We start from the raw sequence: 19,208 nt of genomic DNA, 5'->3' as shown, positions 1-19,208 counted from the left end.
GCGCCGGCAACCGCGCCGGGCGGCGGCGCGCGCCGACCCGCCCCGCCGCCGCCGTCCCGCCGCATGCTCGAGAACCTGCCGCTCTTTCCACCGAACGGGCTCGATCGGAGCCTCCACACCGCGGTCCTGATCGGCCTCGTCTTCGGGACGTTCTTCACCGAGACGCTCGGCTGGACGTACGCGGGGCTCGTCGTGCCCGGCTACCTCGCGACGGTGTTCTTCGCGGCCCCGGTCACCGCGGTGTTCATCGTCGCGGAGTCGATCGTGACGTACCTGTTCGTCGCGCTGATCGGCCGCTGGATCACCCGGACGGGCGCGTGGTCCACGGCGTTCGGGCGCGAGCGGTTCTACCTGTTCATCGTCGGCGCGGTGATCGTGCGGCTCTTCGTCGAGGGCTTCGTCGTGCCCGAGGTCTCGGCGCGCTACGACTTCGTGCACTCGCGGGAGCTCTACAGCATCGGGCTCGTGCTGGTGCCGCTCATCGCGAACGCCTTCTGGAACAGCGGCCTCCTGCGCGCGGCGCCGCGGCTCGCGCTCGTCACGGCGCTGACGGCGCTCGTGCTCGGCGTGCTGCTCCGGACGACGAACCTCTCGGTCTCGCGCTTCCAGGTGCTCAACGAGAGCCTGTCGCTCGAGTTCCTCGAGCTGCCGAAGGCCCACATCATCCTGGTCATCGGCGCGCTGCTCGGCGCGCGCAACAACGTCCGCTACGGGTGGGACTACAACGGCATCCTCGTGCCCGGCCTGCTCGCCGTGGCGTGGTACGAGCCGACGAAGCTGCTCACGACGACGATCGAGGCGCTGGTCGTCTTCTACCTCTCGCGCTGGATCACCTCGGTCCGCCCGTTCTCGCGGATGCTGCTCGTGGGGCCGCGGCGGATGATCTTCGTGTACCTGCTCGGCTTTTTCGTGAAGATGGCGATCGGCTTCGCCATGGTGCGGTACGCGCCGGGGCTGCAGATGGTCGACTACTTCGGCTTCGGTTACCTGCTCCCGAGCCTGCTCGCCGTGAAGATGTGGAACAAGGAGCACGTCGGCATCGTGATCATGCCGACGATCCAGGTGTCGCTCACCGCGTTCCTCGTCGGCAACGGCGTCGGCTACGCGCTCGTGGCGCTCGGCTGGGGCGGCGCGCCGCCGCCGCCCGCGGCCGCGGCGAGGCCGCTGCCGCGCGTCGAGAGCGCCGCGCTGTCGCTCGTGCTGGCGGACACGGCGCCGCGGCCCGGCCCGCGCCCGAGGGCGGCCGCGATCGCCGCCGACATCGAGTCGCGGCGGATCGCCCACCGGCTCGCGCGCAGCGTGCTGCGCGACGGGCGGCCGGCGGACGAGCTGCTCGGCGCGGCGGAGCGCGCGCGGGTGTCGGTGGCGCGGGAGGGCGACGGCGAGCGGCCGTGGTACGTGCTGAGCCCGCGGTTCGACGATCCGGACGACACGCCGAGCGCGCCGCGGGCGGCGATCCGCAAGCGCGTCGGCCGGAGCCCGACGTCCGCGCCCGAGTGGCTGGTGCTGGCCGCGCCCACCGAGCTCGGCTCGGCGCTGCCGGCGGTGGCGCTCCGGGTCGCGGAGCTGCTCGACGCGGCGGGGGTCGTGCTCCTGTCGCGCCACGGGGCGATCCGGCGCCACGACGAGGCGTTCGTGGCCGCGATGATCGACGCCATGGAGAACCCCCAGGTGCTCCTCGTCGAGCCGGGCGGCGGCGACGGGCCGGAGCTCAGCGTGGTCGGCTCGCCGGCGGGGCTGCCCGTTGTGTCGATCGGCCTGGGGCTCGGCGCCGAGACGGCGATGACGTTCCGCCCGGCGGCGGAGCCGTCCACGCCCCTCGGCGACGCGCCGCGCTTGCACGTGCCGCGCGAGGTCGCCGAGGCGGTCGGCGCGCGCTCTCTCGGCGCGCCGGAGGCCGTGCGCTGGACCGGGACGCTGGAGGAGGAGCTCGCGAAGCGGATGGTGTCGTTGACGGAGGTCCAGCCGGGCCGCTTCCGTCCGCCGTCGCTCGAGGAGCTCAGGCTGTTCGACGCCGTGGTGGCGCCGCGGCTGGTCGCGGCGGCGACGCGCCCCGGCGGCGCGTCCGGCGCGGCGCCGCCGACCGCGTGGGAGCGGGCGATCCTCGGGCGCCTCGGCTTCCGCGAGGTGCGCATCGGCGGCACCGACGCGGCGCCGGCGGCGTGGGGCATCGCGGAGCCCGGGCCGGCCGAGGGCGGCCCGGAGCGGCGCGGGAACCCGGCGTGGCTCGTGCTGGCTCATGCGTCGGCGTCGCCGCCAGCGGCGTCGACGAGCGCCATCTTGCCCGCGGCGCCCTCGACGGAGGCGGTCAGGTCGCCGCTGACGGGCGCGATGCTCGTCGAGGTGCCCGCGCCGCGGTGGCAGATCGGGGCGTTCGGCGCGGGGCTCGCGCTCGCCGACGCGCTCTCGGCGCAGTCGCTGCTGCTCGCCGGGGCGGTGCCCACGGCGGAGCCGAGCGGGGCCGCCGACGTGCGGCGCGCCGAGGGGCTGCGCAGCTACTTCCAGCGGGCGCACGAGGTCTGGGTCGGGGACGGCGGCAACGCGCTGTCGGTGCAGGCGATCGAGGCGGATAGGACCTACGAGCGGGACGCGGTGATCTCGTTCGGGTACGAGGTCGTGCGGCCGGGGCACGTGCCGACGTTCGCGGGGCCGCTGCTGGAGACGCTGCGCGATCTCGAGCTGCGCGTGGGGATCTTCGACGGCACGCGCGAGCAGGTGCCGTTCAGCGGCGCGACGGACATGGCGATGGCCTACGCGAAGCGGTTCGCCGAGGGGCGGTTCGCGATCGTGTACCTGGGCAGCGCGATCCGGCGCTTCTTCGAGCTCCGGCGCTTCGTCGAGCCGGGGCAGGGGGAGACGCGCCTCGAGGCGCGGCTCGCGCGGCTCGGCGTGACGCCCGAGCCGATCGACGTGGCCGCGCGGGCTCAGGCGCTCGCGTCGTGCGCGGGGAGCGCCGGCGCAGGCGCGAGCGGGGACGAGCTCTGCCCGACCCGGGGTGTGACCGCAGCGTGCGATCTCTCCGCTGCGATAGAGCCCTTCCGGCGCTACACGACCGAGCGGAACCCGTATTACCTGAGGGCGCACTTCGCGACGCAGGCGACGCCGACGGCCGGGCCGGCGAAGGCGGACGCGCCGCGGGCAGCGGTGGCGGACGCGACGCGGGCCGGGTCGGACGCGTCGCGGGCAGCGGTGGCGGTCGTGCCTCGGGCAGGGCTGGCGGCCGCGGCGCGCGCCGCGGCGGCGGCCGCGCTGCGTGGGAGCGCGCCGGCCGCGCCGCGGCGCGAGGCGCAGTGCCATGTGGAGATCGGGCGCGACGTGATCACGGGGCGCCCGTGGGTCATCGCGGCGCGGCCGGGGGAGGCGCAGCTGCTGCCGATCGACGGCGCGCTCGTCGCGGTGCCGGGCGCGGCCGTGCCCGGCGGTTCGCGGCTGCGGCGCGCGGTCACCGTCGGCACGAGCGCGCTCCGGGTCGATGCGGCCGGGCCCGGGGCGGCGCCGCAGCGGGGGGCCCCGTGACCGCCCCGGCGAAGCGCCGCGAGCCGGCGGGTCGCGCGGCGCCCGCGCCGCCGCGCTCCCACGCGGCGCGGCCGCCGTCGCGGGCGCGCCTGGCGACGGCGGGGTTCCGCGCCCGCGACGGCGCGCCGCGCAGGGCGCTGAACCCGCGGTGGCTGATCGCGATGGCGCTGCTCGGGGTGACGGCGTTCGCGCTCTCGCAGCTGTCGAGCGCGCCGCCGCTGGGCAGCGCGCTGCCGGCCGAGGACGAGATCCTCGCCTACCACATCGAGCCGGAGCGGGACCTCGTGATCAAGGTCCCGGCCGAGATCGACGCGGTCGAGGTGACGACCTGGGGGAGCGTGAGGGTCGACGCCTGCGACGCGGCGCGGCGCTACCCGTACGGGTTCGTCGCGGCGTTCGTGAACGAGCGCGGGGAGGAGGTCGCGCGGCACGCGATCGATCTGGAGAGCCGGGTCAGCTGCGATCCGGATCGTCCGCTCGGCGAGGGCGAGTACGCGGCGCGGCTCGCGAGCGGCGGGGGCGCGGTGACGGACCCGCGCTCGACGCTGCTCATCACGCACGACGTGCTCCCGCAGGGCGGGCAGGTGCGGCTCCGGGCGAAGCCCGCGGTGGGGAGCGACGGCGGCGACGGCGCGCGCATGCCGAGCGAGCTGACGATCCTGTCCCGGCTGGAGGGGCGCTACCAGCGCAGCGAGGCGTCGCGCGCCGTCTACGAGCAGAGCCTCGACGCGGAGGAGCGGCGGCAGCTCGGGCTCCGGGCGTCGGCGCTCGGCTTCGCCGACCTGCCGGAGCTGGCGCGGAAGGAGCTGCTCCGGGGCTGGGCGCGGCGGCTCGAGGCGGGGGGCCGCGAGGGGGTCGACTACGAGATGTCGCGCCTGCTCTTGCGGCGGTTCCGGATGCCGTACCCGCGCGCCGAGGGGCGCGGCGCGTCCGAGTTCGTGATCGGCGAGCGCCGCGCGGCCGCGCTGAACTTCCGCGGCCCGCTGTCGCTCGACATCGAGGGCCCGCCGGGCCGCACGGTGCGGGTCGCCGACGGCGCGAGCGGGTCCGCGAGCGTCGAGCTCGGCCCGCTCGGGAGGGCCACGGTGCGGCTCCTGCGGGAGGACATCCGGACGGTGGTGGTCGACGGCGTCGGCCCGGATTTCGGCGTGCGGTTCGGCGCGCCGGAGGCGCAGGCGATGCAGCAGATCGGCGAGATCGTCCACCCGGCGATGCCGTCGCCCGCCGGCGCGGGCGGCCCCGGCGCCGCGCCGGGGGCGCTCCCGCCGGGGGCCGCCGCGGAGCCGTCCGCGGCGCGGGCGGAGGCGGCTCCGGCGCGGCTGCAGACGCCGCCGGACGTGCGGATCGTGCGCTACCTGGCGCTGGATCCGAGCGACCCGGTGATCGCGCGGATGGCGCCCGGGCAAGAGCTCCTCGGGCTGCTGATCCGGACCGAGATCGACGCGAGCGGGGGCGCGAACCAGGGCGACGCGACGGTGGTGGCGCGGTGGGGTCCTGGGCCGTCCGAGCGGGCCGAGCTCAAGGTGACGCTCCCGCGATCGCGGTTCGAGTGGTGGAACGAGGGGTTCGACGCGTCCGAGCCGCGGCTCGCGATCCTCCGGCCGCCGGCGGGGGTGGAGCGGATCGAGATCACGGGCGACGCGAGGACGCGCCTGCGGCTGCGCGCGATCGAGCCGGGCGTGAACGAGACGCTGTACCGGCTGCCGTACCGGGTCACGCTGGCCGAGGACGAGACGTGGCGCTACGCGCCGTTCGACGTGAGCACGTGGACGGACGTCCGGGCGTTCAACCTCGACGATCTGGAGCGGAAGGAGCGCTTCTCGGATCTGCGCGAGCAGGTGCGGATCGAGCGGGCGGGGGAGGGCGCGAGGTCGAACGCGGATCGGCCGGAGCGGGTGCTCGTCCCGGAGCACGCGCCGGTGCGCCGGCGGCTGCTGATGCCGGCGTGGCAGTCGGCGGGGGAGCCGTCGCCGGGCGACGCGTGGACGCCGCTGCTCGTGGCGAAGGACGTGCGGGTGGACGGGGCGGGGGCGCGGGCCGGGCGGCTGTCGGTGATCTACCGGGCCGCGCGCGCGTCGTTGGGCAAGGAGGTGGCGGTGCGCGTGGACGGCGAGGTGGCGCTGAAGGAGTCGATCGTGGCGCTGTCGGGGTCGCTGCGGGTGGCGGCGCCGGCGGGCGCGCGGCGGGTCGAGGTCGAGGGGCTGGGCGAGACGGGGGTGGCGTACACGGACGCGCCGCCGGCGAACGGCGGGGCGATCGTGCGCCGGCGCGACGTGTTCGAGCTGACGCGCGGCCGGCCGATGACGTACGAGTTCGAGCAGGAGGCGGGCGAGACGCTGCACCTGGTGCTGTTCGTGGTGACGCCCGGGGAGAACGCGGACTACCGGATCCGGTACCGGCTCGAGGGCGCGAAGCCGGCGTCGCGGGAGGCGGCGTTCTTCCGGCGGGTGACGATCCCGGACGGCGTGCTGGCGGGCCGCGGCGGCGACCTGACGCGCGCGACGCTGTGGGAGGCGGCGACGGAGAAGCGCGGCACGGACGGGGTGGGGCGCGCGGTGATCCGGCTGGGCGACGACCTGGCGCCGGGGGAGCGCGCGGTGCGGCTGTCGCTGCTGGGGGCGCAGCCGGGCGATACGGGGGAGCCGGCGAAGGCGGTCTGGGTCGGGGCGGTGCTGGTCGGGCAGAAGGCGCCGGGGCGGGACGACGGGCCGAGGCTGTGGGTGGAGGACGATCCGTGAGGAGGAGCGGGGGGCGCCGTAGCGCTCGGCTGCCGCACCCCGTGAGGCGCCGCGCACGGGGCGTTACGTTCAAGGCGACCTGGAGAGTGCGTCTTCCAGGGACCTCGGCAGTGGCGCTGTCGTACCGCTCGTGGCTCGATCAGAGTAGCAACGCATAGTCGGTTTTCCCCTCGGCGAAGAGCCCTGCACACAGATACGTCATGCCTCCGCGAGCTCCGCGGGGCTGGCTGTCTCCAGGATGCGCCGGAGCTCTGCTGTGGAGATGTACCGTTCGCGATCGATGACACCGACAGGCGCAACCCTGCGTACCCGTGTATGCCGGAGCCCGCTGCCCAGCCGTACCAGGTCGAGCGCCATGATGCACTCCGGGTGATCCATCAGGGCCGCGAGGACGACTGGAGAGTGGCTGGTGATCAGCACCTGCGCAGTGCCAGCGGCAGCCGATTCGGTGTCGCTGGCGACGGGGCGCTGCGTCGCCTCCAGGATCCGCTCGATGAGCGTCCGTACGCGCGCAGGGTGGAGCCCGTTCTCCGGCTCTTCGATCGCGATCAACGCGCTCGAGGCGTCTGCACGGAGCGCTGTCGAGAGCGCCAGGATGCGCAGCGTCCCGTCGGAGAGGACACGCGAGGGGAGGCGCTGGCCATCGGACGTTTCCATCTGCACGACGAGCGTGTCGCCCTCGACGACGACCTCGAAGGTGCGGACTCCAGGTACGAGGCTCGCAACGTCCGCCCGGATCTCGGCGATCGCGCCGGGGCTCTGCGCCGCCAGCGTAGCCGCCAGGTTGGCGCCGTCCGTTGAGAGCCTCGCTGGTGCGCCAGGCTCGCTCGGCTCGCGGATCCGCTGGGCTTCCAGGTGCAGGACGCGCAGACCGCTGAGCTCCTCGGCGACGGCGCGCAGGTGCGGCGAGCGAGCCTGCATCTCCGGCTCCGAGAGAAACGTTGCCTCGGGAACGTACTGCACGGTCGCTGTCATCGAGAACTGGGACGCGCTCGGATCCGCCACGGTCAGAGCCCGCTCGTACTCCACGAGCGCGCCGCCATCTCCATGGCGTAGGCGCGACGCAAAGGCTGGATGGCGCCTCAGCCATGTATCCTCATCCGACGTCATCGACCGCAGCACCTCGCGAACGACCGTCAGACGCTCTCTCATGGAGCTGAGCTGCTGAAGCTCGATGTTCACCTCATAACGGAGCCGCGTCGCCTGGAGCGGTACGTCGCGCAGGCCGACCCTCACCGCGGAACGCGGCAGGAGCACCTCGATCGCGAGCGCCATGCTGGCGAGGGCACCGAAGCCGCGTTCGACCGTCGTGGTCGGCTCTTCGTCCCGGCGACGGAACTGCTCGCGGATGCGCCCTCTCCCCTCTCCGACGGCTGCGGCGAGCGGGCTGCCCGCGAGCCGCGCAAGCAGCGAGAGCGCGTCGAGCAGGTTCGATTTTCCGGCTCCGTTCGGGCCGATCAGAACGGAGAGCGGCTCGAGATCGAGGGCGAAGCCCTGAAAAGACTTGAACCCGTCTATCTCGATGCGGGTGATCATCTCCGGCGCCCTTGTGGCAGAGCCTACAGCACATGAGTCCCGCGGGCCAGCGGTTCTCGGGGCTGAGCCGGCCATGCGAAGCGGGCGGCGCCAGCGGCTCTTGCCGGTGCGGTGTCGCCGAAGTCAAGCTGAGCCGGCACCCGGCTCAAGGGCGTGCGATCGGCCTGCCGAGAGCAACCGCGTCGACTGAGCACTCGGCCGGCGGCTGCTCGCAGCAGATGGCCAGGCGTTCTTCCGGCGGGTGATCCCTGCCGGTGTGCAGCCAAATAGGTCACCCGAAAGGGTTTATCGCCGACGGGAAGGCACTGGCACAGTGCCGCCTTGCATACGCCTCCGTTGTCGACATCGCCGCAGCTGCCGCAGTCCGTCGCTTCCCGGTGTACACGCACCGCGCGCCGCACAGCTACGTGGGAGCTACGTCGAGCGGTGCGGATGACCTCGGGAGGGGCTCTTCTCTTCAAGCCGAACCATGCGCTCGCTCATTGATGGGTTGGTCGTGCGGCCCTTTTTGTTGTAGGGTCTCCCCGCGCGCCCCCGCGGCTCGCTGCAGCGGAACGAGCACACATGGCGGAAACGACGACGAGCCCGCTCGGGAAATGCCTTGTTGCGGTGCCCATCCTTCGCCTCGCCGACACCCGTCGTGGCGCCAGCCGCGCGCGAGGCGCGCGCGCCTTCGTCTGCCTCGCGTCTGCGGTCGCGGTCGCGCTCGGCGGCGCGGCGGCGCACGCGCAGGAGTCCGCGCGCGACCCGGTGGCCGCGGAGGCGCTCTTCAAGGCCGCGCGGGCGCTCGTCGACAAGGGGGACGACGCGGCGGGGTGCCCGAAGTTCGAGGCGAGCCTCGCGCTCAACCCCTCGGCGAGCACCCAGATCAACATCGCGCGTTGCCGCGAGCGCGAGGGCAAGCTCGCGACGGCCTGGCACGATTACCATCGGGCCCTCGTCCTGAACCGCGAGACGGCCGGGGAGCAGCGGCGACGAAGCCTGGAGGAGGTCGCCAACAAGGGGATCGCGGCCCTCGAGCCGCGCGTGCCGAAGCTCGTGATCGTGGTCAAGGGCGCGCCCGCCGGCATGGAGGTGCTGCGCGACGGCACGGCACTCCCGGCGGCCGCGCTCGGAGAGCCCCTGCCGGTCGATCCCGGCCCGCACGAGATCCGCGCGAGCGCCCCCGGGCACCAGGCAGAGACCCGCTCGATCACGCTTGCAGAGGGCGAGACGACGACGGTCGAGCTCACGCTGCGACCGGCGGCTGCGGCCGCGGCCAGCGCCGCGACGCCGCCCACCAAGGCGAACGAAGCGCGAGGCGGGGGCACCCCGACCTGGGCCTGGATCTCCGGAGCCGCCGGGATCGCCCTCGCCGGCGCGTCGGTCGGGTTCCTGATCGACGACCTCTCCGCGATCAGCGCATTGCGCGAGAACTGCCGCGATGTCGCCGGCGGGACGTACTGCGACCCCGGCTATGATTTCGCGGCCGACAATGCGCGCAAGAACCGCGATTTCGGCCTCTTCGTCGGCCTCGGCGCCACGGGCCTCGTCGCGGTGGGGGCGGCGGTCTATGGGATCGTCCGGTCGGGCGGCGAAGAGGCGCCGGCGGCCGTCGCGCTCCCGTGGATCGCGCCGTCCGGCGCTGGCGCCAGCATCTCCGGGAGCTTCTGATGCGAACGGGCGAGACAAGACGCGTGGTGTTCTTCAGGGCTCTCTCAGCGATGGCGATCCCGCTGGTCGCGGCGGGCGCGTGCATCCCTGACGTGGAGCCCACGGCGGGCGTGGTGGTCGGCGGCCAGTTCAACCGCCTGAACGACGCGCGTTATCCGGCCACCGTGGCCGACTTCCAGCTCGATCGCTTCGAGGCGACGGTGGGCCGGTTCCGGCAGTTCGTCGCGGGGTACCCGGCGACCAGGCCGAAGGCGGGGGCGGGCGCTCATCCGCTCATCGAGGGCAGCGGCTGGGACCCGGCGTGGGATGCGAGCTTGCCCGCGGGGCAGGACGAGCTGCGGGCCTCGCTGCAATGCGACGCCAACTTCCGGACGTGGACCGATGAGCCCGCCGGCAATGAGGCGGCGCCGATCAACTGCGTGAGCTGGTATCTCGCGTTCGCGTTCTGTGCATGGGACGAGGGCCGGCTGCCCACGGAGGCGGAGTGGAACTACGCCGCGGTCGGGGGGAACGAGCACCGCGCCTATCCGTGGGGAGACGAGGCCCCGAGCCAGGATCTGGCGGTGTTCGGCTGTGACTCCACGACGACGGTGTGCCCGATCCCGTCCGTCGGGTCGAAATCCCCGGCGGGCGACGGGAGATGGGGACAAGCCGACCTGGCGGGGAGCTTGTTCGAGTGGGTCCTCGATTACCACGCCGACCTGACGAGGACGTGCACCAACTGCGCGACACTGACCGACGGCGGCTTCGGAAGGGGCTCCCGCGGAGGGGCGTTCTCCCACACCGAGGAGACGCTCAGTCCGACGTACCGTATCGGCGAGCTGCCCGAGAGGACGCTGTCTTTCTACGGGTTCCGCTGCGCGCGGGACGAGTAGGGGCGGCGACACGACGGTGGCGTCGAGGCCTGTGGTGCCGTCGACTCGATGGCTTTCAGGAACCGTTTCCGGTGCGCCGGAGCGGTAGGACCGGTCGGCCGGGAGCGTTTCCGGGGTCCTGCGGGCGGTCGGACGGGTGCCCGGGAACGCAGGCCCCCTCGCCGATCGCGTGCTTGCGCTCGAACCCGGAAATCGGGTAGCCCGGTAGGTCACGGCGCGGGGCGTAAGTGGGCATGGTGCAAGGGTAATCGCCGTGGATCTCGACGCCTTCCCCGGGGCCGCCGCCCGCCGCGCGCTGCTCGCCGCGGCGCTCGTGCTCGCCTTCGGCGTCGCCCACGGCGTCCCGGGGGCACGCGAAGCCGCCGCCGCTGAGCCGCTCGCCTGGGTGGCGCCCGAGAGCGTCCGCGTCGTGCCATGGAGCAACGGCCCGCAGCAGGGCGCTCCCGCTCCGGACGCGGCGCGCGCCGCGCCCGTCGCAGCCGACCCCGCCGGGCCCGTCGCGCTCGCCGCGGGGCAGCTGCTCCTCGTGCCCGTGGAGCCAGGCGACCGGCTGGAAGTGCGCGGCGACGTCGCGGGGATCGGCCTCGGCTCCGGCGTCGGGAGCGTGCCCGATGTGATCACCTGGATGCCGCTGCCTCCCGCCAGGGCCGGTGCGCGCGATTTCGCGGTGCCGACGTGGTCGAGCGCGCGCTTCGTCGTCGTGCGCGCGGCCGCCACGCGCGGCGCCGGGGGCACGCCGGTCGCCGTGCGGGTCGCCGCACGGGAGCGCGCGCCGCTGGCCTGGTACCGCCTCGACGAGGACGTCGCCGCATGGCTCGGCGGCCGCGCGCCCGCGCCGGCCACCGCGCCAGGCGAGGCGGGCGCGCTGCTCCGCTGGGCCGACGCCGCGCGCGCGGCGCTCTCCGCCCCGGCCGCGGCGGGCGCGCCCTCCGCGCGCCTCGACCCGGCGGCCGCGCGCCTCGCCCCGGCCGCGGCCGCATGGCTCACCGCGCGCTATCTCGAGGAGTCGCTGCTCCTCCGGCCGCTCGTCGAGCCGTACTTCGTGGCGCGCGGCGTCGAGCTGCACGGAGGCCGCGAAAGCCCCGATCTCCCGGCCGTCGAGCGCGCCACTCCATGGCGCTCGCTCGGCGCCGGGGCGCGGCTCGAGCTCCGCGCGCCCGGCGCGGACGTGCTGCGCATCGCCCTCCGGGCGCGCACCTACGGGACCACGCGCGTCGTGGTGCGCGCTGGCGGCGCCGTCGTCCGGGAGCTCGTCGTTCGCACCGGGTCGCGCCTCGCGGACGCCGCGCGCTGGAGCGAGCCGCGGTGGATCCGGGTGCCGCTGCCGGTCGATGCGCGCGCGGTGACCGTCGACGTCGTCGAGGGGGAGCTCGCCGTCGCCGCCGGCGGCTACCAGCAGCGCGCCGGCGTCGCCGAGCTCCTCGCGCCGCAGCGCGACCGCGCCGCCCTGCTCGATCGCGCGGCGCGGCGCGATCAGGCCGGCGACGGCGATCGCGCGCCGGTCCACGCCGAGGCGCCGCGGCTCCTCGCCGCCGCAGACCGGGCCGCCGCGCCGGACGCCGCGAAGGCCGCGCTCGACCTCGCCGCGCGGCCGGCCGTGCCGCCGCCGCTCCGGGCGCTCCTCCTCGCCGAGTCGGTGCGGTGGGCGCCCTCCTCCGGCGCGGCGTTCGCGCGCGCGGCGCAAGCCTACACGGCGGCGCAGGCGTCGGTCGCGGCGCAAGGTGATGCGGCGGCGCAGGGCCGCGCGGCGGCGGGCGCCACGTCGCTCCAGCGCGCCATCCTCGCGCGGCTCGCCGCCGCGCACGCGGAGCCGGGCCCCGCGGACGCGCCCTGGTCCGGGCCCGCTCAGCCCGGGGCCGCGGCGCCGCGTGAGCCCGCCGGAGGCCGCGCGCACCCGGACGACGTCGCGGCCGTGTCCGCGCTGGGCGCGGCGATGTCGCCGCCGCGCGATGGCCGCCGGCCAGCGGGGGCGCCGCTCGCGGAGCGTTACGCGCTCGCCCATGGCGACGTCGAGAGCGCGGCGCCGCTCGCGCGCACCGCCTGGGCGCGCGAGGCCCCGTGGGACGCGCTCGACATCCCCGAGGGCGTGGCCGCGTGGAGCGCGATCGCGACGCCTCGCGACGCGCTGCCGCCGGCGGGAGGCGGCACACCGGGGCGCGCCGCCGCGGACGGCCTCTGCGAGGTGGACGCGGAGTCCGGGCTCCGCTGGACGCTCCTCGACGCCGCGCGCGCGCAGATCGACGTCGAAGCGCCGCCGGGGGCCCACGCGCGGGTGCTCCTGCGGAGCGCCTCGAGCCAGGTGGTCCCCGAGTCGCCGGTGCTCATCGACGGCGCGCCGGCCGCGGTGCACGGCGGCGCCGGGCTCACGTCGGTCGTCGCCGTGGCGCCCGGGGCGCGCACGTTCCAGCGGCCGGCGGGCGCTCCGCCGGTGCTCGCGCGCATCCCGCGCAGCGGGCGCGCGCCGTGCGCGTCGCTGCGCGAGATCGTGCAGTGGGCCTGGGTCGACGGCTCCGCGACCTTCGCGCTCCCCGACCCGGAGCGCGCCACGTTGGCCCGCGTCGTCATCGCGCCGCCCGCCGTGGCGGGCGAGGCGGCGCTGGCATCCGGAGCGCAGGGCGCCGCTGCGCCGGCGTCCGGAGCGCAAGGCGCCGCTGCGCCGGCGCCCGGAGCAGCGGCGCTGGCGCCCGGAGCGCGAGGCGCCCCGCCCCCGGCGGACGGCCCCGCGCGCGTGCTCCGCGTGCGCGCTGGCGCCGCCGTCCACGAGGCCTGGGTGCGCGCCGGCGCCACGGGCTCGATCGAGGTCCCGGTCCCCGCCGGCGCGCACGAGCTGCGCGTCGAGACCGATGCGCCGACGCTGCTCCGCGCCTCGGTGCGCCTGCACCCCGCCGCGCCCGGCGCCCCGCGCGCCGTCAGGCCGGTGCGCCCGCCGGACGGCGCGCCCGTCGACGGTACGCTCGAGCAGATCCGGGGCGCCACGCGCGCCCTCCGCGCCGCGCCCTCACCTGCCCGCGGCGCGCTCCACGCGCAGCGCGCCGCGGCGCTCGAAGCCCTCGGCTTCCCGGCGCTCGCCGCGCTCGACCGCCCCGCCGAGGAGGATCCCTGGGACGCGGCGCATCTGCCCGGCGCGTCGACCGCGGGCGCGCCGCCGAGCACCGTCTTCTCGCTGCCGCCGGGCAGCCCGGTGGCGGTCCCGCTCGGCCTGCCCGCGCGTGTACCGCCGCTCCCGCTGCCCGACGACCGCGCGCCCCTCGCGGCCGCGCGCGGCGCGCGCGCCAGCGGCGACCCGCGGCGCGGCGTCGCGCTGCTCGCGGGACCCGCGGGCGACAGCTCGGGCGCGGACGCGCTGCTGCTCGGCCTCCTCGCCGAGCGCTCCAGCGAGGTGCAGCTCGCCGCCGACGCCTTCACCCGGATCGGGCTCGCCCACCGGTCCGCCGCGGCGCTCGCCCGGGCCGCGAACCTGGCCACCGACGTGGCTTCCGCCGCCCCGGCGCCCGATCGACGGCTCACGCTGCGCGCCCTCGTGCTCGCCGAGCTCGCCGTCCAGGAGGCCGCCCGCGAGGCCTCCGCCGGCCAGCAAGGCGCCGCGCCCGCGGCCTCGGGGAGTGCCGCGCAGGGCCCGGCCGTGGCTCCTCCCGCCGGCGCCGCGCCGCCGCCTGTCCAGCTCCCGCCGGCCGCCCTCGCGCGGCTGGCCCCGGTGACCGGCTGGGCCGTGCCGCCGCGCGCCGACGCCACGGCCGGCACGGCCACGCTCGAGATCCGGGCCAGGGCCGATCGCGATCTGCCGCTCCGCGTGCGGGTGCGGCGCGCGCTCGTCGATGCGCCGGAGGCGTCGCTCCTCATCACCGACGGCGCGCGCGCCGAGTTCCGGCTCGACCGCGCCGCGCCGGGCGCGATCGTGCTCGACGGCGTCTGCCGGGCGCTCGACCGCGAGGAGACCCCCTGCGCGTTCTCGATCGCGCTCGACGGCGAGCCGGTCGCGTGCTCCGCGGCGTCCGCGCCGATGGCCGACCGCTGCGTCGTGCAGGTGCCGCGGGGCAGCCACCGCATCGAGGCGCGGCCTCCGGCGGACCGGAGCGTCCTCGGCTGGATCCGCGCGACCGCGGCCGGCGCGGCGCAGCCCTTCTCGGGCCGCGTCCTGTCGACCTGGAACGACATCGACCCCGCGCGCCCCCTCGAGCTCGCGTTCGTCGGTCCGACCGTGGTGCGCATCCGCGCCCGCGCCGCCTACGAGTGCGCGTCGCCCCGCGCGCGCGCCGCGCCCGCGGACGGCGGGGATCCGGCTTGCCATCCCAAGGTCGCCGCGGCCGCGCCCTCCGGCCAGCTGCGCTTCTCGGTGGCGCCGCTCGACGGTGTCGGCGGCGACGCCGGCGGCGGCGCGGTGGAGGAGGGGACCCTCGCGCTCGACGCCTCCGAGGACCGCGCCGCGCGCCGCCTGGGCGTCACGCGCGAGCCGTTCTTCTGGCTCGGCGGTGAGGTCGAGTCCCGCGTCGCCGTCCTCCCCGAGGGCCCGCATGTGCTGCGCGTCGCCTCGCCCGGCGGCCGGGCGCTGCTCCGCGTCGAGCTCGCCGTCGCGAACGGCGCGCCCCGCCCCCGCGTGCCGCCGCCCGCGCCGCCGCCGCTGCCCGCGCCGATCGCGCCCGCGGACGAGCTGCTTCGTCCGGCGCCCCCGGTGGGAGAGGACCCGGACCCGGGGCCGCTCTCCGTCGGCGGCTACGCGCGCCTCGTCGACAGCGAGCTCGCCGAGGAGGACTCCCGTCTTCCGGTCCGCTTCCTCGAGCTCGGCCTCGACGTGCACCGCGAGCTGATCGAGCGGCGCGCCTGGATCGCGGCCGCGGGGTTCGGCCGCCTGCGCGACGGGCCGGAGAGCTTCGGCGCGGAGGCGCGCTTCGACCTGAGCTCGAGCGGCTGGGTTCCCGGCGGTTCGCTGAGCGGCCGCGTCGTGTTCCAGCCGGACGCCAGCGACGCCATGGGCGCCAGGGCGAGCGCGAGCGCGTTCTGGTCCATCCCGCTCGGCGGGCTCACGCTCTCGCCGTGGGCGGGCTTCACGTGGCTCTCGGTCGACGAGTCGCTGCGGGGCTTCATCGGCGCCGACAAGGACGTCTACACGCCGTACGGCGCCGAGCACGACACGCAGGCCTCGCTCGGGGCGCGCCTGCGGTACCGGCCGTTCGTCGACGCGCTCGTCACGGCGGGCACGTCGCTGCGCCTGAGCCCGGTGCCGTCGGCCCTCGACCGCATCGACGCGACGCTCGACCTCGACCTGCTCCCCGGCCGGGGGCTGTGGCCGTGGATCCAGCTCGGCTGGCTCGCGAGCTACCGGCCGGTGAACGAGACGCGCGACGAGGCCTTCCTGCGCGACGCGTTCACCGCGGGGCTCACGTTCTGGAGCTGGCTCGCGCGCGGGCACCGCGTCTCGCTCGGCGCGGAAGGGACGTTCCTGTTCGACGTCCCGAGCCCGGCCGAGGCCTCGCCGCGCGCCTCGCCGCGCGTCTCGGGGTTGGTCTTCCTCCGCTACGACTACACCGCCCGCCGCGGCCTCCGCGACTTCCCGCCGGCGTCGACGCCGTTCCGCGACCGGCAGGAGGAGGGGAGCGGGCGCGTCGAACGGGAGCGGCCGGCCGTCGAGCCCTCGTGGGAAGAGCCGTGAAGCAGGCTGCCCTGCCGGCGCGGGCGCGCGCCCTCTCGCCGGAGGACACGTGCGCCGCGTCCCACGCAGATTGACCGGCTCGTAGTGCAGGCCGCCACAGGCACCTGCAGCGGGAGGAAGCGAGCCGCAAATCTGTGCGATCGTGCGGCATCGACGAAATCGCAAGAACCATTGAACGGAAATAAGTCGAGAGGGAACGCACGAGCATGACACTCAGCAAGCCCTCGATTCCGCTCTTCTGCATGGCGTCGCTCCTCCTGGGTTGCCCGAGCAGCGCTCCCGAGGAGGGCGACACCACCTACGACGAGCTGCTCCAGCAAGGGGTGGACAAGATTCGCGCCGGCGGGATCGTCGCCGTGCATGCGGAGGTGCTCGACGGCGACCGACGGATCCTCGCCCGCAGCGGCGTGGCGCAGCTCGGCGGCGATCAGCCCATCGACTTCGACAGCTACTTCCGGATGGGGAGCAACACCAAGACGTTCGTCGCCGTCGTGGCGCTGCAGCTCGCCGGAGAAGGAGCGCTGTCGCTGGACGACACGGTCGAGCAGTGGCTCCCCGGCGTCGTGTCGGGCAACGGCAATGACGGCTCGCTGATCACGATCCGCCAGCTGCTCCAGCACACGACCGGCCTCTACAACTACACCGGTCAGGACGAGCCGAGCCTGGCCGCGCTGCGCTCCGCCGACGAGTACATGCAGCATCGGCTCGACCACATGGAACCGGAAGAACTCGTTGCGCTCGCCATGGAACACAAGCCGAATTTCGATCCGGAGACGCAGTGGGCCTACTCCAACACGAACTACGTGCTCGCCGGCATGATCATCGAGCGTGCCACCGGAAATCACTGGAGCGAGGAGGTCGAGGCGCGCATCCTCGATCCGCTCGGCCTGGACCGCACGTTCGAGCCCGGCGACGAGACGGATCTGCCTGCCCCGCACGCCGTGGCATACCAGCAGTACGAGGTCGGCGGGCCGCTCATCGACGTCACGATCGCGAACCAGAGCTTCGCCGACGCCGCCGGCTCCCTCGTCACGACCACCGCGGATCTCGCGAAATTCTGGCGGGCGCTGAGCGAAGGCTCGCTGCTCGATCCGGAGCAGATGGCGGAGCTCCGCGACACGGTCCCGGCGCCGGCCTTCGACTCGATCGCGCCTGGCTCCGGTTACGGTCTCGGGATCCTGTGGATCCCGACCAGCTGCGGTGGAGGATACTGGAGCCACGCCGGCGACACGCTCGGGTACTCGACCCGGAACGCCGCGAGCGACGACGGCTCGCGCGTCGTCGTGATGTCGCTGTCGACGTCGACCAACGACATCGAGGCCAGTTACGCCACGATCGTCGACACCTTCGAGATCATCGATCAGCTCATGTGCGCCGATTGAACTCGAGTTTATTTTCTGACCGTTGAATGGACAAGGTGCAACTTTCTTGCCCCACCTGGAGCGGTGCCCCGCCCCTCGCGGCGGCGGCGCCGGTCGCGTCGATAGGGCGGTGCGGGCGCGGGCCGGGGCGCCGCTCGCTTGCGCCCCGTGACCTCCATGCAACCTATCACGCCATGCGTACTGAATAGATCGGCGGTAGGTTATTGGCGACGGTCGTCCAGCCCTCTCCGCCGTCATCGCTCACGTAGAGATTGCCCGTGGTGGTGCCGAAGGCCACGGCGCCGTCTTTGTTGGCGAGCGCGTGGCGGTAGATGACGTCGTAGGCCTGCTCCTGGGGCAAACCCCTGCGGAGCTGCTCCCAGGTCTCACCGCCGTCCTTCGTGCGAGCCACGAAGAGCGCGCCGTCGACGGTGATTCGCTGCATGTCCGACTTACCGGGGACGACCCACGCCGTGCGTCCGTCCCTCGCGTCCGCTGTGATGGGGAAGCCGAAATGCACGCCTTGCTCTGGGCGGCTCACCTTGCGCCAGCTCTTTGCGCCGTCGCTGCTGTAGTAGATCCCAACGTGATTCTGCTGCCAGATATGGTCGGGATCGCCCTCGCATTGCTCGATGTAATGCGTATCGTGGCCCCACTCGGCGTCTGGTTCGGGCGTGTGATCGAGCCGCATGCCGTTGTTTCGCGGTTGCCAGGTCTCTCCACCGTCCGCTGTTTCGATGACGCCCGCCGTCGACACGGCGACGAGCATTCGCTTCGGGTCACGCGGGTCCACCACGATGGAGTGAATGCCCGGGGCGAACTCGCCACCCTCGGAGGCCGGCGTGCCAAACCATTTCGTCTCGCCTTTGCCCTCGCCTGTGAACAGATCACCCCCGCGTGATTCGTGGTTCCAGAGCGGTCGGTTGAGCTCGAAGGAGCCGCCGCCGTCGCGGCTGACGAACAAGCCACCCGGAATGGTGCCCACGTAGACCGCGCCGCCCGGGCCGAAGCCGATGATCCAGAGCTTTTGCACCGTGGCCGGGCGCGTGACGATCTTGATGCCGACGCCGAAGTCGCTGCCGGCGTCTTCGTACATGTCCTGGCCGATGTAGCGAGCGCCCTCGGGATATTTGATCTGGGCGGGGTTGTCATTCCAGGTCTCGCCTTCATCCGTCGAGACGGACAGCTTGGCCCCCCAATGGCCGAAGCCGAGCAGCGCCCAGAGCTTGCCCGTGTAGGGATCGCGCGCGACATAGTTGACGCCGCCGCCGGCGTGGCCCGCGAGGCGCGGCTTCCACGAGCCGTTCTTTTTCTCGACGATAAACGTGCCTTTTCGCGTGCCTACCAGGATACGGCTTGCCATTTCACCCTCCGCTCAACGCCTGAAGAATATGGACCTCGTCGTCGGCAGCGAGTGCGTCTGTGAGTCCCTTGCGGTCGCGGATCATCTGCTTGCCGACGAAAATGTTGACGTGCGTCCGCAAGCGGCCGCGCTCGTCGCAGATGTAGAAGCCGATGCCGGGCGCGAGCCTCTCCAGGGCCGCCACGACCTCACCTGCTGTCGACGCCTCGACGATGAGGTGTTGACCTTCGAGGTGCGGGAAGAAGGTGTAGAGGTGGCGCGTCAGGTGGACAGACGGCATGGCGTGCTTGCCATACTCCCGAGCTCGCCGCGCGTCAATTGGTTTTGCAAGGTCGGCAGGCAAGACGCAGCCACACGCAGAGCCCCGATGTCTTCAGGGCCCAAGCATTCCCGCGCCCGTTCCCGCTTCCGTTACCGCTACCACCTCCGCAGCCGCGTTGCGTCGAGGTAGGTTGATTCGGTGGGAGCGTGCGCCTTCATTGGGGCAGATGAGTTGCCGCTGACAAGGGGTAGGCACGA

9 protein-coding genes are annotated in these 19,208 nt (G+C 74.4%); 6 read left to right on the top strand and 3 right to left on the bottom strand.

Features of this window, described 5'->3' with window-relative positions; genetic code table 11:
* Window positions 1–63: 63 nt before the first annotated feature.
* Entirely contained in the window at window positions 64–3,516 is a 3,453-nt protein-coding gene (locus WMF39_RS41120) for a poly-gamma-glutamate biosynthesis protein PgsC/CapC (protein ID WP_437741901.1), read from the top strand.
* A complete protein-coding gene (locus tag WMF39_RS41115) occupies window positions 3,513–6,254 on the top strand; it encodes a hypothetical protein (RefSeq protein WP_437741900.1) in 2,742 nt (913 codons plus the stop codon). Before WMF39_RS41120 ends, WMF39_RS41115 begins: the two co-directional genes overlap by 4 nt.
* A gap of 198 nt (window positions 6,255–6,452) precedes the next feature.
* Here WMF39_RS41115 and WMF39_RS41110 read toward each other — a convergent pair whose 3' ends face one another.
* The gene (locus tag WMF39_RS41110; protein ID WP_437741899.1) at window positions 6,453–7,790 is read right to left on the bottom strand and encodes an AAA family ATPase; all 1,338 of its coding nucleotides are present in this window, start codon (window positions 7,788–7,790) and stop codon (window positions 6,453–6,455) included.
* A 564-nt stretch (window positions 7,791–8,354) separates the two neighbouring features.
* Between WMF39_RS41110 and WMF39_RS41105 the strand changes: the two genes are divergently transcribed.
* The 4 genes from WMF39_RS41105 to WMF39_RS41090 all read left to right on the top strand — a co-directional run bounded on the left by WMF39_RS41105 (window position 8,355) and on the right by WMF39_RS41090 (window position 17,347).
* On the top strand, window positions 8,355–9,443 hold the full coding sequence (locus WMF39_RS41105) for a PEGA domain-containing protein (protein WP_437741898.1): 1,089 nt from the start codon (window positions 8,355–8,357) through the stop codon (window positions 9,441–9,443).
* 50 nt (window positions 9,444–9,493) lie between these two features.
* On the top strand, window positions 9,494–10,318 hold the full coding sequence (locus WMF39_RS41100; protein ID WP_437741897.1) for a formylglycine-generating enzyme family protein: 825 nt from the start codon (window positions 9,494–9,496) through the stop codon (window positions 10,316–10,318).
* A 253-nt stretch (window positions 10,319–10,571) separates the two neighbouring features.
* On the top strand, window positions 10,572–15,965 hold the full coding sequence (locus WMF39_RS41095; RefSeq protein ID WP_437741896.1) for a hypothetical protein: 5,394 nt from the start codon (window positions 10,572–10,574) through the stop codon (window positions 15,963–15,965).
* A 206-nt stretch (window positions 15,966–16,171) separates the two neighbouring features.
* Complete coding sequence (locus WMF39_RS41090; RefSeq protein ID WP_437741895.1) at window positions 16,172–17,347, top strand: serine hydrolase domain-containing protein; 1,176 nt, start codon at window positions 16,172–16,174, stop codon at window positions 17,345–17,347.
* Between the two features lie 166 nt (window positions 17,348–17,513).
* Here the strand turns inward: WMF39_RS41090 and WMF39_RS41085 are convergent, their stop codons facing one another.
* Window positions 17,514–18,689, bottom strand: coding sequence for a WD40/YVTN/BNR-like repeat-containing protein (locus WMF39_RS41085; protein ID WP_437741894.1), 1,176 nt, complete (start codon window positions 18,687–18,689; stop codon window positions 17,514–17,516).
* Window position 18,690: 1 nt separating this feature from the next.
* Window positions 18,691–18,969, bottom strand: a complete 279-nt coding sequence (locus WMF39_RS41080) for a MoaD/ThiS family protein (RefSeq protein ID WP_437741893.1) — start codon at window positions 18,967–18,969, stop codon at window positions 18,691–18,693.
* Between the last annotated feature and the right edge of the window lie 239 nt (window positions 18,970–19,208).

The sequence above is a fragment of the Sorangium sp. So ce1504 genome (genome assembly GCF_051521635.1).
Lineage (GTDB): Bacteria > Myxococcota_A > Polyangia > Polyangiales > Polyangiaceae > Sorangium > Sorangium cellulosum_B.
Note: the sequence above shows the minus strand (reverse complement) of the source record. Positions and strands in the feature narration are given on the sequence as shown.

Bases quoted from the DNA above. Each gene is read 5' to 3' on its own strand.
- WMF39_RS41120 (WP_437741901.1), top strand. From the start codon at position 64: ATGCTCGAGAACCTGCCGCTCTTTCCACCGAACGGGCTCGATCGGAGC.
- WMF39_RS41090 (WP_437741895.1), top strand. From the start codon at position 16,172: ATGACACTCAGCAAGCCCTCGATTCCGCTCTTCTGCATGGCGTCGCTC.
- WMF39_RS41085 (WP_437741894.1), bottom strand. From the start codon at position 18,689: ATGGCAAGCCGTATCCTGGTAGGCACGCGAAAAGGCACGTTTATCGTC.
- WMF39_RS41100 (WP_437741897.1), top strand. From the start codon at position 9,494: ATGGCGATCCCGCTGGTCGCGGCGGGCGCGTGCATCCCTGACGTGGAG.
- WMF39_RS41080 (WP_437741893.1), bottom strand. From the start codon at position 18,969: ATGCCGTCTGTCCACCTGACGCGCCACCTCTACACCTTCTTCCCGCAC.
- WMF39_RS41110 (WP_437741899.1), bottom strand. From the start codon at position 7,790: ATGATCACCCGCATCGAGATAGACGGGTTCAAGTCTTTTCAGGGCTTC.
- WMF39_RS41105 (WP_437741898.1), top strand. From the start codon at position 8,355: ATGGCGGAAACGACGACGAGCCCGCTCGGGAAATGCCTTGTTGCGGTG.